This window comes from Kitasatospora sp. NPDC057936, assembly GCF_042887525.1.
Classification (GTDB): Bacteria; Actinomycetota; Actinomycetes; order Streptomycetales; family Streptomycetaceae; genus Kitasatospora.
This window is the reverse complement of sequence record NZ_JBHVPD010000008.1, coordinates 69,426-83,031: the sequence shown is the minus strand read 5'-3', so window position 1 is coordinate 83,031 and position 13,606 is coordinate 69,426. Positions and strand designations below refer to the sequence as shown.

General features: G+C 71.6%; 12 protein-coding genes and 1 tRNA gene. 8 read left to right on the top strand and 5 right to left on the bottom strand.

The window, feature by feature from the left end:
- Nucleotides 1-66: 66 nt before the first annotated feature.
- The gene (locus tag ACFVU9_RS06860) at nt 67-1,554 is read right to left on the bottom strand and encodes an aldehyde dehydrogenase family protein (RefSeq protein ID WP_387590705.1); all 1,488 of its coding nucleotides are present in this window, start codon (nt 1,552-1,554) and stop codon (nt 67-69) included.
- 142 nt (nt 1,555-1,696) lie between these two features.
- Nucleotides 1,697-2,212: a DUF6624 domain-containing protein gene (locus ACFVU9_RS06855; RefSeq protein ID WP_380447651.1), complete on the bottom strand. Its 516-nt coding sequence runs from the start codon at nt 2,210-2,212 to the stop codon at nt 1,697-1,699.
- A 388-nt stretch (nt 2,213-2,600) separates the two neighbouring features.
- Between ACFVU9_RS06855 and ACFVU9_RS06850 the strand changes: the two genes are divergently transcribed.
- Nucleotides 2,601-3,602 carry a class I SAM-dependent methyltransferase gene (locus ACFVU9_RS06850; RefSeq protein WP_387590702.1) on the top strand — a complete coding sequence of 334 codons (1,002 nt, stop codon included), beginning with the start codon at nt 2,601-2,603 and terminating at the stop codon, nt 3,600-3,602.
- Between the two features lie 193 nt (nt 3,603-3,795).
- Here the strand turns inward: ACFVU9_RS06850 and ACFVU9_RS06845 are convergent, their stop codons facing one another.
- Both ACFVU9_RS06845 and ACFVU9_RS06840 read right to left on the bottom strand, forming a co-directional pair.
- Nucleotides 3,796-5,490: an APC family permease gene (locus ACFVU9_RS06845; protein WP_380447647.1), complete on the bottom strand. Its 1,695-nt coding sequence runs from the start codon at nt 5,488-5,490 to the stop codon at nt 3,796-3,798.
- A gap of 295 nt (nt 5,491-5,785) precedes the next feature.
- Nucleotides 5,786-5,873 (bottom strand) — tRNA-Leu (locus ACFVU9_RS06840).
- Nucleotides 5,874-6,262: 389 nt separating this feature from the next.
- Between ACFVU9_RS06840 and ACFVU9_RS06835 the strand changes: the two genes are divergently transcribed.
- A complete protein-coding gene (locus ACFVU9_RS06835; protein WP_380442243.1) occupies nt 6,263-6,781 on the top strand; it encodes an ATP-binding protein in 519 nt (172 codons plus the stop codon).
- Nucleotides 6,782-6,920: 139 nt separating this feature from the next.
- On the opposite strand, the gene idi is transcribed toward ACFVU9_RS06835, so the two are convergent.
- On the bottom strand, nt 6,921-7,571 hold the full coding sequence (idi, locus tag ACFVU9_RS06830) for an isopentenyl-diphosphate Delta-isomerase (protein ID WP_380442227.1): 651 nt from the start codon (nt 7,569-7,571) through the stop codon (nt 6,921-6,923).
- 515 nt (nt 7,572-8,086) lie between these two features.
- Between idi and ACFVU9_RS06825 the strand changes: the two genes are divergently transcribed.
- The 6 genes from ACFVU9_RS06825 to ACFVU9_RS06800 all read left to right on the top strand — a co-directional run bounded on the left by ACFVU9_RS06825 (nt 8,087) and on the right by ACFVU9_RS06800 (nt 13,556).
- The gene (locus tag ACFVU9_RS06825; protein ID WP_380442225.1) at nt 8,087-8,842 is read left to right on the top strand and encodes a sugar phosphate nucleotidyltransferase; all 756 of its coding nucleotides are present in this window, start codon (nt 8,087-8,089) and stop codon (nt 8,840-8,842) included.
- Nucleotides 8,830-9,891 (top strand): iron-containing alcohol dehydrogenase family protein, encoded by a 1,062-nt coding sequence (locus tag ACFVU9_RS06820; RefSeq protein ID WP_359958020.1) that lies wholly within the window; start codon nt 8,830-8,832, stop codon nt 9,889-9,891. Before ACFVU9_RS06825 ends, ACFVU9_RS06820 begins: the two co-directional genes overlap by 13 nt.
- A 91-nt stretch (nt 9,892-9,982) precedes the next feature.
- Nucleotides 9,983-10,720, top strand: coding sequence for a CDP-alcohol phosphatidyltransferase family protein (locus tag ACFVU9_RS06815; RefSeq protein ID WP_380442241.1), 738 nt, complete (start codon nt 9,983-9,985; stop codon nt 10,718-10,720).
- Nucleotides 10,721-10,752: 32 nt separating this feature from the next.
- Nucleotides 10,753-11,670 carry a glycosyltransferase family 2 protein gene (locus tag ACFVU9_RS06810; protein WP_387590816.1) on the top strand — a complete coding sequence of 306 codons (918 nt, stop codon included), beginning with the start codon at nt 10,753-10,755 and terminating at the stop codon, nt 11,668-11,670.
- Nucleotides 11,671-11,815: 145 nt separating this feature from the next.
- Nucleotides 11,816-12,757, top strand: coding sequence for an ABC transporter permease (locus ACFVU9_RS06805; RefSeq protein ID WP_380442222.1), 942 nt, complete (start codon nt 11,816-11,818; stop codon nt 12,755-12,757).
- On the top strand, nt 12,750-13,556 hold the full coding sequence (locus ACFVU9_RS06800) for an ABC transporter ATP-binding protein (RefSeq protein ID WP_380442220.1): 807 nt from the start codon (nt 12,750-12,752) through the stop codon (nt 13,554-13,556). Before ACFVU9_RS06805 ends, ACFVU9_RS06800 begins: the two co-directional genes overlap by 8 nt.
- The last annotated feature ends 50 nt before the right edge of the window (nt 13,557-13,606 follow it).

Here is a 13,606-nt window from a genome sequence, read left to right as displayed (position 1 = left end):
CCGAAGTCCCTGGGGGTGGGACGCGTTGACGCGTCCCACCCCCAAGTACGACGGCTCGCGCCGAGGTCAGTACTGCAGCGACTTGTACTGCAGGAACTCCTCCAGGCCGTGGCGGCCGAGCTCGCGGCCGAGGCCCGAGCTCTTGTAACCGCCGAACGGGGCCAGGGGGTTGAAGCGGCCGCCGTTGAGGTCGACCTGGCCGGCGTCGAGGCGGCGGGCGAAGGCGGCGGCGGTGTCGGTGTCGGCCGCCCAGACGCCGCCGGCCAGGCCGTACTCGGTGCCGTTGGCGAGCTCGGCGGCGTGGTCCTCGTCGCGATAGGGGAGGACCACCAGCACCGGGCCGAAGACCTCCTCCTGAGCCACCGTCATGTCCGGTGTGACGTCGGCGAGTACGGTCGGGCGGACGTAGAAGCCGACGGGAAGGTCGGCGATCGGCTCGGGACCCCCGGCGACCACCCGGGCGCCCTCGGTGATCGCTCCCTCCAGGTAACTGCGCACCCGCGCCTGCTGCTTGGCGTTGACCACCGGACCGATCCGGGTCCGCGCATCGGCCGGATCGCCGGGGACGTACTTCTCGGCGGCCTTCGCCGCTATGGAGACGGCCTCCTCGTAGTGGTCCCGGTGCACCAGCAGCCTCGTCCACGCGCTGCACGTCTGGCCCGAGTTGGCGAACACGTTGGCCACGTTGACGTTGACCGCGCGGGTCAGGTCGGCGCCGGGCAGCACCACGTTGGCGGACTTGCCGCCCAGTTCCAGGGCGACCCGCTTCAGGCCGCGCCCGGCCGTCTCGGCGACCGCGCGGCCGACGGCGGTCGACCCGGTGAACGACACGACGTCCACGTCCCGGTGGGCGGCGAGCGCCGCACCGGCCACCGCACCGGTGCCGGTCACCAGGTTGAACACGCCCGCGGGGAAGCCCGCTTCGTGGACCAGCCGGGCGAACAGCCGTGCCACCAGTGGCGTGTCCTCGGCCGGCTTGAGGACCACCGGGCAGCCGGCCGCCAGCGCCGGGACGACCTTGGCCACGATCTGGTGCAGCGGGTAGTTCCACGGTGTGATCGCCGCGACCACGCCGGCCGGCTCGGCCAGCACCAGCGAGTTGCCGATCCGCTCCTCGAAGGGGTGCTCGGCGAGCAGCGCCAGGTAGGAGGACGCGACGGTCAGCGGCAGTCCGGCGTGGACGGCGGCCGCGAAGCCCACCGGGGCGCCCAGTTCGGCGACCACCGTCGCGGTGATCTCGTCCTGCGCCCCGGCGATGCCGTCCCGGAGCCGGGTGAGCAGTGCGAGCCGCTCCTCACGGGTGGTGGCGCCCCAGGCCCGCGCCGCCCGGCGGGCCGCGCCCACCGCGGCGTCCACGTCGGCCGCGCCGCCGGCCGGCACGGTGGCGATCACCCGTTCGGTCGCGGGGTTCAGCACCTCGATCAACCCGATGTCCCCGGAGGGGCGCCAGGCGCCGTCGACGTACTGGTCCGCGTGGTCCCCGAACCACCGGCCGCCCTGCTCGTCCCCGCCCGACCCGTCGTTCCGCGCGTCCTGCTCCGCGTCGTGCTGCACCGATGGTCCTCTCGTCCGCCTGGCCTTCCGACCGCGCTCCACCGCGTTTGACCGCGCTCAACCCAGCGCTGGTCCAAAGGCCCAGTCAAGGCGGCCGGGGCGGCCGCGCGCAAGAGCCAATCCGCTCCGGCGGACCCGACGGTCAGCGCGGCGCGAACCGCGAGGTGTACTCGGCGAACGGCTCGATCCCCACGTCGGCCCGCCGCTCGTCCAGCCGCTCCGGGTCCTCGCAGGGCCACGGCACCGGGCGGCCGTCCGTGACCGCGCCGATCTGCGTGCCGTACCGCTGCTCGTGCCCCTCGTTGACGGCGAGCCGGTCCTGAAGGAACGCCAGGTCGCGCGCGCTCGCGGCGCCGTCCGCGACGGCCACGGCCATCAGCTCCACGGCCCGGCGCTGGACGTCCAGTTGGCGGTCGGCGTGCTGGGCGACCAGCCAGGCGGCCTTCGCCGCGTCGGCTCCGACCAGTGCCTCGGTGGGCCAGCCGTGCTCGGCCATGATCGCGGCCAGCCGGTCCCCGTGCCCGGTGGTGAGCCGCCGCCAGGCGGCCTGCTCGGCGAGGTCGGTGCTGTTGGCGAGCCGCACGGCGGCGGCGTCCTCGGTCATCATCGCCGTCAATTCCCCGGCCAGCGCGGTGAGATCTCGCTCGGTCTTCGTCATGTCGCTCCGTTCCCCATTCCCGGCCCACCGCAGTGGGGGCCGACGGTGTCCCACCGTAGGCGGCCGAAAAGCAACGAAGATCATTCCAAGGAATGGTGACTCTGTGGAGCGGAGAGGGCACAATGGATGTACGTGATCGGTGCGGCCGTGCCCACTCCCGGCCCGATGCGACGGTCCACAAATTCTGCGTCCGAAAGGCTCCTCAATCGCGCGGACGGCGCTGTAGATTGCAGCGAACTCAGCGGTGGGGGGCTACGGTTGGCGGCGGGTGCAAGACGTGTGCACACCGTCGGCACGTCGTGCGCCCCCGCGGTGGGCGGGAGGGCGCCACCGCTCTGAGGTCTGGCTCGAATCCGCAGGTCATCCGTACCGCAAAAGGAGCTTCCCCGTGACCGACGCCGCGTTCACCGACGAGCAGCCCCGGCCCGCCGAGCCGGCCTCGCTGGACGACGTGCCGGGGTGGTTCTGGGACCACGACCGGCATTCCTTCGAGTGGTTCCTGGGGCGCCAGGAGAAGGCCGGCGTCACGGGCGACCTGCTGGAAATGGGCGCATACCTGGGGCGCAGCGCCATCGTCATCGGGGAGCACCTCCAGCCCGGCGAGTCATTCACCGTCTGTGACCTCTTCGACTCGGACGCGCCGGACGACGAGAATGCCGCTGAAATGAACATGTCCTACCGCAAGACGCTGAGCCGAACGGCCTTCGAGTCGAACTACCTGTCGTTCCACGGCGAGCTGCCGGAGATCATCCAGGCGCCGACCTCGACGCTGGCGGGCGGACGGATAGCGGCGGGCGCGTTCCGGTTCATCCACATCGACGCCTCGCACCTGTACGAGCACGTGGTCGGCGACCTCCAGGTGGCCCGCGTCGCGCTGCAGGACCAGGGCGTCGTGGTGCTCGACGACTACCGCTCCCAGCACACCCCGGGTGTCGCCGCCGCCACCTGGGAGGCCGTGTTCAACCACGGGCTCAAGCCGGTCCTGCTCACCGAGTGCAAGTTCTACGGCACCTGGGGGGACCCGGAGCCCTTCCAGCGGGACCTGCTCGACCGGGTGGACCTCGCCGAGGGCTGTGAGCTGAGCGCCGAGACCCTCAACGGCCGGCAGATGCTGCGCATGACCGGTACCTCGGAGGGCATCGAGCCGTTCCGGCCGTCCCGCCACCACAAGCGGCTCGTCGCGCTGAACGCCCGCCACCAGGCCGACCAGGCCGCCGACGACTCCCGTCGGGCGCTCCTGGAGTCGCAGGAGGAGGCCGCCCGCGACCTCGCCGCCCGCCGTGCCCGGGCCGCCGAGCAGCGCCGCCCGGTCAACGTCGCCAAGCGCGCCGCCCGCGACCTGCTCCCCCCGGTGGTCACCTCGGCGATCCGCCGCGCCCGCCGGGGCTGAGGGCGGGCGGCGGCTGTCAGCTGACAAGTAACAGATAACAGATAACAGATTTCAGCGAACAGATTTTGAAATCTGTTCGCTGAAATCCGTCCGCCGTCCGCCCTCCCCCCGCTCGCCCGCCCCCGGAACGCGCGAGTGCCGGCCGAGCCAAGCTCGACCGGCACTCCCGTGTTCGGCTCCCAGCCTCAGGCCGTCACGCCCGCGACGGCTCCGGCGACGCCGACTCCGACGCCGACTCCGGCCCCGGGCCCGACGCGGCGTCCTGCGCGCCGGACGCGCCCTCGGCCTCGCTCAGCTCGCGGCGGACCTCCGCCAGGGACGGGTTCGCCCAGGCGCTCGCGACGCCCCAGCGGTAGAACGCGAGACCGATCGCGGCGACGATCAGCAGGTCCCAGCCCTCGGGCAGGTAGCCGTGCCCGCCGAAGTCGGAGCTGCCCGCCCACGAGACGCCGGCCATCACGAACAGGTACGCGACCATCCAGGCGCCCGCGATCAGGTGCGGACGCAGCACGGCCCACGGCTTGCGCAGCTCGTACCAGGCCCAGATCGGCAGGCCGGCGGCCATCAGCAGGATGACCTTGCCGGTCAGCGGCCAGCGGGCCCAGTACAGGACCAGCGAGCCGAAGACCATCGCGACCGGCGCGATGACCGGCATCGCGCGCAGCCGCACCGGGCGCGGCAGGTCCGGGGCGAGGCGGCGCAGCGCCATGACGGCGACCGGGCCGGTGATGTACGAGATGACGGTCGCGACCGAGACGATCTCGGCGAGCGAACCCCAGCCGCGGAAGACGGCCAGGAACAGGAACGCGACGCCGAGGTTGAGCAGCAGCGCGGGGCGCGGGATGCCGGTCTTGGGGTCGACCTTGCCGAAGAGCTTCGGCAGGTGGCCGTTCTCCTGGACGCCGTGGATCATGCGCGAGGTGGTGGCGGCGTAGATCATGCCGGTGCCGGAGGGCGAGATGAACGCGTCCGCGTACAGCAGGATCGCGAGCCAGTTGATGCCCCAGGCGATGGCGAGGTCGGCGAGCGGCGAGGTGTAGCCGAGGCCGCTCCAGCCCTGCGACAGGTCGGCGGCCGGGATGGCGCCGAGGAAGGCGATCTGCAGCGCGACGTAGATCACCAGGGCGATCAGGATGGACCCGATGACGGCCTTGGGCAGCGACTTGCCGGGGTCGCGGGCCTCGCCGGCCAGGTTGAGCGGCGACTGGAAGCCGTTGAAGGCCCAGACGATGCCGGAGACGGCGACGGCGGTGAACACCGCGCTCCAGCCGTTCGGCGCGAAGCCGCCGTGGTCGGTGAAGTGCGCGGTGTCGAAGTGCGCGAGGAGCAGCGCGCCGGCGGTCAGGGTCGGGACGATGACCTTGAAGACGGTGATCGCGGTGTTGGTCTTGGCGAACAGCGTGATCGCGAACCAGTTGAGGGCGAAGTAGACGAGCAGCAGCACGCTCGCGAGGGCGACGCCGCTGATGGTCAGTTCCTGCCCGTTGTACAGCCCCTTGGCCCAGCCGAAGTGCCAGGAGCTCATGTACTGGACGGACGCCGTGGCCTCGCCGGGGATGACGGAGACGATGGCGATCCAGTTGGCCCAGGCGGCGAGGTAGCCGGCCAGCGAGCCGTGCGAGTACTGGCCGTAGCGGACCATGCCGCCGGCCTTGGGGAACATCGACCCGAGCTCGCTGTAGGTGAGGGCGATGGTCAGGGCCACGGCGGCGCCGATCACCCAGGCGAGGATCGAGGCGGGGCCGGCGAGCTTGGCGGCCCGCTCGGCGCCGAACAGCCACCCGGAGCCGATGATCGAGCCCAGCCCGACGGCGGTGAGGCTGATGGTGCCGAGCGAGCGTCGGTAGTGGTTCTGGTGCGATGCCGCTGACGGCTCGGGCTCACTCAACGTATCGGTCCTCTCGCTCGGGGTCGACGGGTGGTGTCGTGGTTTTTACGGTCATGAGTCGGTATTCCGGACACAAACGCCCAGCAGCCTATGGGGCGAAAAAGGGCGTTTACCTCAGGGGAAGCTCAAACCGTCCGATCGTTGCCATCTCGTGTCCGGTCTCCGGGGCTCCGACTCCCTCGGAACGCCGCTGTGGCCGGTCCCAGCGGGCCTGCCGGGCCCGGGCCCGGCCACGGCGGCGGACGAAAAACAAAAAATTCCCCGTGGAATCCTTGTGGATCCACGGGGAATTCGATGGTGTCCGAGGGGGGACTTGAACCCCCACGCCCGATAAAGGGCACTAGCACCTCAAGCTAGCGCGTCTGCCATTCCGCCACCCGGACGGGGTGTGTGCTTCGGGGTTTTTCTCGCCCCCTCGGCGACAGAGAGAACATTACCAGGGTTCTGGAGTGCTTCTCACCTGCGTTTCCCCGGCGAGGACCCCGGCTCGACGACGACCGACGGGGGACACCCCGACGACGGCCCGACCACCGCCGGACGGCGAAGCCTCGCAGGGCCACCCGATCGCCGGCCGAAGCGGTGGCGAGGGCGAAGGAAACGGTCCGATTGCGCCGTCCCGCCGATCGGGACCGGTCGACACCGATCCGACACGGGCAACTTCTCGACGGTGCCGCGGTCCCCGTGGCGGCTCTCCTAGCCTCTGTGGACCGAGGGCGCCAGCGGAACGCCTGATTCCCGGGTCGCGGACGAAGGGCGGCTGGACGTGGAGCAGATCAGCGGGGCGGCGAAGGCCGAGCCGAGACGCGACCGGGCCCTGCGGGGGCCCGCCCGCCCGGCGCCGGAGCCGGCCGAGGGCGTCTGGCGCTTCCCGGTGCCCGCCACGGAGTCCTCGGTGCCGCGCACCCGGCACGCGGTGCGCGACCGCCTGCTGGCCCAGGGCATGACCGGGGTGCGCCACCAGGAGCTGGTGGACGACGTGCTGCTGATCGTCTCCGAGCTGGTCAGCAACGCCGTGACGCACGCCGCCGAGCTCTCGCCCGAGGTGACCACCGAGCTGGCGGTGCGCGACGGGTGGGTGCGGGTCTCGGTCGAGGACGGCGACCCGTACCGCCCGAAGGCGCTGGAGAGCGACACCGGCCGCACCGGGGGGCGCGGCCTGCTGCTGGTCAAGAGCGTGACCCTGCAGGCCGGGGGCGTGTGCGACGTGGAGCGGACGGGGGAGGGCGGCAAGGTCATCTGGGCCTCGCTGCCCATCCCTCCGCTCCCTCCGCGGCACGACGACTGTCCGTGACCATCCGGACGATCCGGACCATCCCGGCGGTCACCGCCCCCGCCGCCAGTCCCGTCCTCGCCGCCAGTCCCGTCCTCGCCACCAGTCCTGCCCCCGCCACCAGTCCCGCGCGGACTAGCCGGACTACCGGACCATCGGACTACCAGTCCCGTCCGGCGATCTCCCGGATCCCCGGCAGCGCCGCCTCGAAGACGGTCTCGAACCACACCGAGAACGGCCGCTCGGTCCGCAGCTCGCGCAGCTCCTGCGCGGTGACGAAGGCGTAGTCGTCCACCTCGTCCGGATCGGGGACGACCGGCGCCGTGACCAGGCCCACGAACAGGTGGTTCCACTCGCGCTCGATCAGCCCGGAGGCCTCGTCCGGCAGGTCGTAGCGCACCGTCCCGGCCTCGCACAGCAGTGCCGGCGCGACGCCCAGCTCCTCCGAGGTGCGGCGGGCGGCGGCGACGAACGGCGGCTCGTCCGGGTAGGGGTGGCCGCAGCAGGTGTTCGACCAGACGCCGGGGGAGTGGTACTTGCCGAGCGCGCGGCGCTGGAGCAGCAGCCGGCCCTGGCGGTCGAAGAGGAACACCGAGAAGGCCCGGTGTAGGCGCCCCGGCTGCTGGTGGGCCCAGTGCTTCTCGGCCGTGCCGATGGTGGTGCCCTCGTCGTCGACGAGTTCCAGCAGGATCTCCGGGCCGGTGCTCCCGGCGGTGCCCCCGGGGTCGGCCGTCACGTCGGTCTCCACGTCGAGACCGGTGTCGATCTCGGAGGTGAAGTGCGTCGGGCTGGTCGGCGGACTCTGGGGCATGGGGTGGCCTCTTTCGGGGAGCGGGAGCAACGGAAGCATCGGGTTGCGTCCGGTGCAGCGGGTGCATCGGACGCAGCGGGGGCACCGGCGCCGGCGTCGGGCTCCAGTCTGCCGTATGGGTGGCGGTCGGCACGGGTCCCACGCACAACCTGGCGGATCATGACCCTCAGGGGGACTTTTCCGGACGGAGAAGGACGTCAGAGGGCCCCGGAAGGGTCATGGAGTTAGCAAAAGGGTTCGGAGTCGTTCGAGGCCCGTTCGGGCGCGCCAGGAGGCGCGCCGGCCCCGTTCGCGCCCGCTCCGGTGCGCCGCTCCGGCCGTCGTTCCCAGCCACCGTTCAGGCACCTCCCAGGTCCCCGGCCGCGTTCGGGCCGGTCGCCCCGGTCGCCTACCATCACTAAGGACAAGGTGCCCGCATCTGCGCCGGCACCGGCGCGCCGATTGCGCGGCCCGGGCGACTCGTTCCGGTGCCCCGGCGCACCCGCGCACAGCACGACGGATCAGGAGACCCCCGCATGATCGGCCTCGTTCTGGCAGCCGGCGCCGGCCGCCGGTTGCGCCCGTACACCGACACCCTGCCCAAGGCGCTGGTGCCGGTCGACGGGGAGCGGACCGTCCTGGACCTCACCCTCGGCAACTTCGCGGAGGTCGGGCTGCGCGAGGCCGCGATCGTCGTCGGCTACCGCAAGGAGGCGGTGTACGACCGCAAGGACGCCCTGGAGAGCAAGTACGGCGTCAAGCTCCACCTGGTCGAGAACGACAAGGCCGAGGAGTGGAACAACGCCTACTCCCTGTGGTGCGCCCGCGACCTCTTCGCCGAGGGCCTGCTGCTCGCCAACGGCGACACCGTCCACCCGGCCTCCGTCCAGCGCACCATGCTGGAGGGCAACCGCCGCCTGACCGAGGCCGGCGAGGCCCCCGGCATCCTGCTGGCCCTCGACACGGTGAAGAAGCTCGCCGACGAGGAGATGAAGGTCGTCGTCGACCCGGCCGCCGGCATGCGCCGCATCACCAAGCTGATGGACCCGGTCGAGGCGAGCGGCGAGTACATCGGCGTGACCGTGATCAACCCCTCGGCCGCCGCGGACCTCACCGACGCGCTGCGCGCCACCTACGAGCGCGACCCGCAGCTGTACTACGAGGACGGCTACCAGGAGATGGTCGACCGCGGCCTGCGGATCGACGTGCAGCCGATCGGCGAGGTCTCCTGGGTCGAGGTCGACAACCACGACGACCTGGCGAAGGCGCGGGAGATCGCGTGCCGGTACTGACCCGACTGGTCCCCTCGCCGCTGTTCGTCGAGGTCCGCCCGGGCGCGCTGGACGCGCTCGGCGGGATCCTCGCGGACCAGCGGCTGTCGGCCTCGGGCCGGATCGCGGTGGCGATCAGCAACGGCTCGGGTGCCGCGATGCGCGAGCGGCTGGAGCCGGCCCTGCCCGGTGCCGACTGGTTCAGCGTGGACGACGGCAGCCTGGACAGCGCGGTGCGCTTCGCCGAGGCGATGCGCGGCGGCCACTACGACGCGGTCGTGGGCCTGGGCGGCGGCAAGATCATCGACGCCGCCAAGTACGCCGCGGCCCGGGTCGGCCTGCCGCTGGTCGCGGTGGCCACCAACCTCGCGCACGACGGCATCTGCTCGCCGGTCTCCACGCTCGACAACGACGCCGGCCGGGGCTCCTACGGGGTGCCCAGCCCGATCGGCATCGTCGTCGACCTGGACGTGATCCGCCAGGCCCCGCCGCGCTTCGTGGCGGCCGGCATCGGCGACGTCGTCTCCAACATCTCCGCCTGCGCGGACTGGGAGCTGTCGCACGCGGTCACCGGCGAGCCGGTGGACGGGCTGGCCGTGGCGATGGCCCGTTCGGCGGGCGAGAACCTGCTGCGCCACCCCGGGAACCTGGCGGACCAGGACCTCCTGACGGCGCTCGCGGAAGCCCTGGTACTGTCCGGCATCGCGATGAACATCGCGGGCAGCACCCGGCCCTCGTCGGGCGCCTGCCACGAGATCTCGCATGCCCTGGACGTGCTGTATCCCAAGCGGTCCGCCCAGCACGGCGAACAGGTCGGCCTCGGCGCGGCGTTCGCCAGCTTCCTGCGGGGCGAGCGCGAGCTGACCGGTCTGATCGTGGAGCGCCTGGCGCGCCACGGCCTGCCGGTGACCGCCGCTCAGATCGGCTTCACCGAGGCGGAGTTCACCGAGGCGGTGCACTACGCTCCGAACACCCGGCCGGGCCGCTTCACCATCCTTGAGCACCTCGACCTCTCCCCCTCAGCAATCAGGGACGCGTACGCCGACTATGTCCAAGCCGTCAACAGCTGACCCCTCCACCGCGGGCGCCGAGCGGCCCCCGGTGGACCTGACCCGCCGGCCCTCGATCGAGGAGCTGCGCGCGGTGATCCACCCGGAGGGCATGCTCCAGCGCCGCAGCGCCGAGCACTGGGCCGGGCGCCTGTACATGCGGAGCATCTCGCTGCGGGTCACGCGGGTGCTCTCGACCGTCACGACGATCACCCCCAACGGCCTCACCTACCTGATGATGGTCACCGGCGTCCTGGCCGGTGCCGCGCTGGTGGTGCCGGGCCTGACCGGCGCCGTCCTGGGCGCCCTGCTGATCCAGCTGTACCTGCTGCTGGACTGCGTGGACGGCGAGGTGGCGCGCTGGCGCCGGCAGACCTCGCTCACCGGCGTCTACCTGGACCGGGTCGGCCACTACATGTCCGAGGCCGCGCTGCTGACCGGCCTCGGCCTGCGCGGCTGCGACCTCTTCCACCGGCAGGGCCCGGCGGCGCACTGGGAGTGGGCCTTCCTCGGCACGCTGGCCGCGCTCGGCGCGATCCTGATCAAGTCCGAGACGGACCTGGTGGACGTGGCCCGCGCCCGCAGCGGCCTGACGGCGGTCGAGGACAGCGCCTCGGTGCCGCGCTCCGCGGCCGTGGCCAAGGCCCGCCGCGCGGCCTCGCTCCTGAAGTTCCACCGCCTGGTGGGCGCGGTCGAGGCCTCGCTGTTCATCCTGGCCGCCGGCGTCGCCGACGCCGTCCACGGCGGTCTGTTCTTCACCCGGCTCGCCGTGGTCGTGCTGGCCGCGATCGCCATGCTGCAGACCGTCCTGCACCTGCTGAGCATCGTCCTTTCGAGCAGGCTCCGATGAACACTTCCGCGAACACCTCCACGAACACCTCTATGAACACCTCCGCGAACGCCGCCGCCGGTCCAGGCGCCGACGGCTTCCGCCTCGGCGCCGTGATCATCACGATGGGCAACCGCCCGGCCGAGCTGAACGCCCTGATCGAGTCCGTCCGCGCCCAGGAGGGCCCGGCGGTCGAGCTGGCCGTGGTGGCCAACGGCGCGCCGCTGCCCTCGCTGCCGGAGGGCGTGCGCAGCGTCGAGCTGCCGGAGAACCTCGGCATCCCCGGCGGGCGCAACGTCGGCATCGAGCTGTTCGGCCGGGACGGGCGGGACGTCGACGCCGTCCTGTTCCTGGACGACGACGGCCACCTGCCGCGCACCGACTCCGCCCGCCTCCTGCGCGAGGCCTTCACCGCCGACCCGGAGCTGGGCATCGTCTCGTTCCGGATCGCCGACCCCGACACCGGTGTCACCGCGCGCCGGCACGTGCCCCGGCTGCGCGCGAGCGACCCGCTGCGCTCCTCCCGGGTGACGACCTTCCTGGGCGGCGCGAGCGCCGTGCGCTGCACGGTGTTCGAGCAGGCCGGGCAGCTGCCCGCCGAGTTCTTCTACGCGCACGAGGAGACCGACCTCGCGTGGCGCGCGCTGGACGCCGGCTGGGCCATCGACTACCGGGCGGACGTGGTCCTGCACCACCCGACGACCTCGCCGGCCCGGCACGCCACGTATTTCCACAACGTGGCGCGGAACAGGGTTTGGCTCGCGCGACGGAACCTTCCGGCCCTGTTCGTGCCTCTCTATCTGGGAACCTGGTTCCTGCTGACCCTGGCCCGCCGCCCCTCCCCGGAGGCGCTGAAGGCCTGGTGGGGCGGGTTCCGGGCGGGCTGGCGCGAACCTTGCGGTCCGCGTCGCCCGATGCGATGGCGTACCGTTTGGCGATTGACCAGGCTGGGCCGCCCACCGGTCATCTGATCTCATTTGATCGAATGATCGATCGCTGCGGCCGGTGCCACACACCGGCCGGACTCCCCCGTGATCCCAGTGGATCCCCATCGGCGCAAGGCCGGCGGACCCCCGCCGACCGGCCGCCCCGACCGATCCCGCGTGAAGGACGAATGTGTCGACAGTGAGTGAACCCGTCAGCCTCTCAGCCCCCAGGGGGGCGGACGCGGGCCTGACCCCCAAGCAGCTTGCGGACAAGTACGGCCTGGCCGTGAGCGGCCGGCGGCCCGGCCTCTTCGCCTACACCAAGCAGCTCTGGGCCCGGCGCCACTTCATCTGGGCCTTCGCCACCGCCCGACTGGTGGCGCAGTACACCGATGCCAAGCTCGGCCAGCTGTGGCAGGTCGTGACCCCGCTGCTGAACTGCGCGGTGTTCTACCTGGTCTTCGGCGTGATCCTGAAGAGCAAGGACAACTTCCCGCCGAACACCTACATCGCGTGGCTGTGCATCGGCGTCTTCGTCTTCCAGTTCACCCAGAACGCGGTGCAGTCCGGCACCCGGGCGATCTCCGACAGCCTCGGGCTGATCCGCGCGCTGCACTTCCCGCGCGCCTGCCTGCCGATCGCCTTCACGGTGATCCAGCTGCAGCAGCTGCTGATCTCGATGGTGGTCCTGGTCGCCACCGTCCTGGCGGCCGGCATCACGCCGGGCCGCACCTGGCTGCTGATCATCCCGGCGCTGCTCCTGCAGACGATGTTCAACACCGGCGTCTCCCTGATCTTCGCCCGGATCGGCGCCAAGACCAGTGACATCTCCCAGCTGATCCCGTTCGTGATGCGCGCCTGGATGTTCCTGTCCGGCGTGATGTTCAGCATCCAGGACAAGGTCAGCACCTGGCCCCACTACATCCAGACGATCATGGCCGTCAACCCGGCCTCGGTCTACATGGACCTGCTGCGGCACGCCTTCGCGCCGATCATCTACAACCACCACCAGCCCGCCCACCAGACGATCCCGCCGCACCAGTGGACGTACGGCATCGCCTGGGGCGTGGGGATGTTCATCGTCGGATACGTCTTCTTCTGGAAGGCCGAGGAGGAGTACGGCCGTGGCTGACGCAGACCTGAACAAGAACACCGTCCGGGACACCGACGTCGCCCGCGAGCCCACCGTCGTCGTCGACGACGTGCACATCGTCTACCGCGTGCACGGCGCCGGGTCCGGCAAGGGCAGCGCCACCTCGGCGCTCAGCCGCATCGTCAGCCGCAAGCGCTCGGCCGGCGTGCGCGAGGTGCACGCCGTGCGCGGCATCAGCTTCACCGCCTACAAGGGCGAGGCGGTCGGCCTGATCGGCTCGAACGGCTCCGGCAAGTCGACCATGCTGGCCGCCATCGCGGGCCTGTTGCCGACCGAGAAGGGCGGCATCTACACCAACGGCCAGCCCTCGCTGCTGGGCGTGAACGCGGCCCTGATGAACGAGCTCACCGGTGAGCGCAACGTCGTCCTCGGCTGCCTCGCGATGGGCATGCCGCCGGCCGAGGTCCGGCGCCGCTACCAGGACATCGTCGAGTTCTCGGGCATCAACGAGAAGGGGGACTTCATCTCCCTGCCGATGCGCACGTACTCCTCCGGCATGGGCGCCCGCCTGCGGTTCTCCATCGCCGCGGCGAAGACCCACGACGTGCTGCTGATCGACGAGGCGCTGGCCACCGGCGACCAGGCCTTCCAGCAGCGCAGCAAGAAGCGGATCGAGGAGCTGCGCCAGTCGGCCGGTACGGTCTTCCTGGTCAGCCACGACAACAGCTCGATCCGCGAGGTCTGCGAGCGGACCATCTGGATCGAGCACGGCGAGCTGGTCATGGACGGCCCGACCGACGAGGTCGTCGGCCGCTACGAGCGCGGCGAGCGCCCGTAGCACCCGAGCCGCGCGGGGGGCCGGGTGCGGGGAGTGCCGGGGCCGGCCCC

Excerpts from the sequence above, each read along its gene's own strand:
- ACFVU9_RS06855 (WP_380447651.1), bottom strand. The coding sequence starts at position 2,212 with ATGACGAAGACCGAGCGAGATCTCACCGCGCTGGCCGGGGAATTGACG.
- ACFVU9_RS06810 (WP_387590816.1), top strand. The coding sequence starts at position 10,753 with ATGAACACCTCCGCGAACGCCGCCGCCGGTCCAGGCGCCGACGGCTTC.
- ACFVU9_RS06815 (WP_380442241.1), top strand. The coding sequence starts at position 9,983 with ATGCTCCAGCGCCGCAGCGCCGAGCACTGGGCCGGGCGCCTGTACATG.
- idi (WP_380442227.1), bottom strand. The coding sequence starts at position 7,571 with ATGCCCCAGAGTCCGCCGACCAGCCCGACGCACTTCACCTCCGAGATC.
- ACFVU9_RS06825 (WP_380442225.1), top strand. The coding sequence starts at position 8,087 with ATGATCGGCCTCGTTCTGGCAGCCGGCGCCGGCCGCCGGTTGCGCCCG.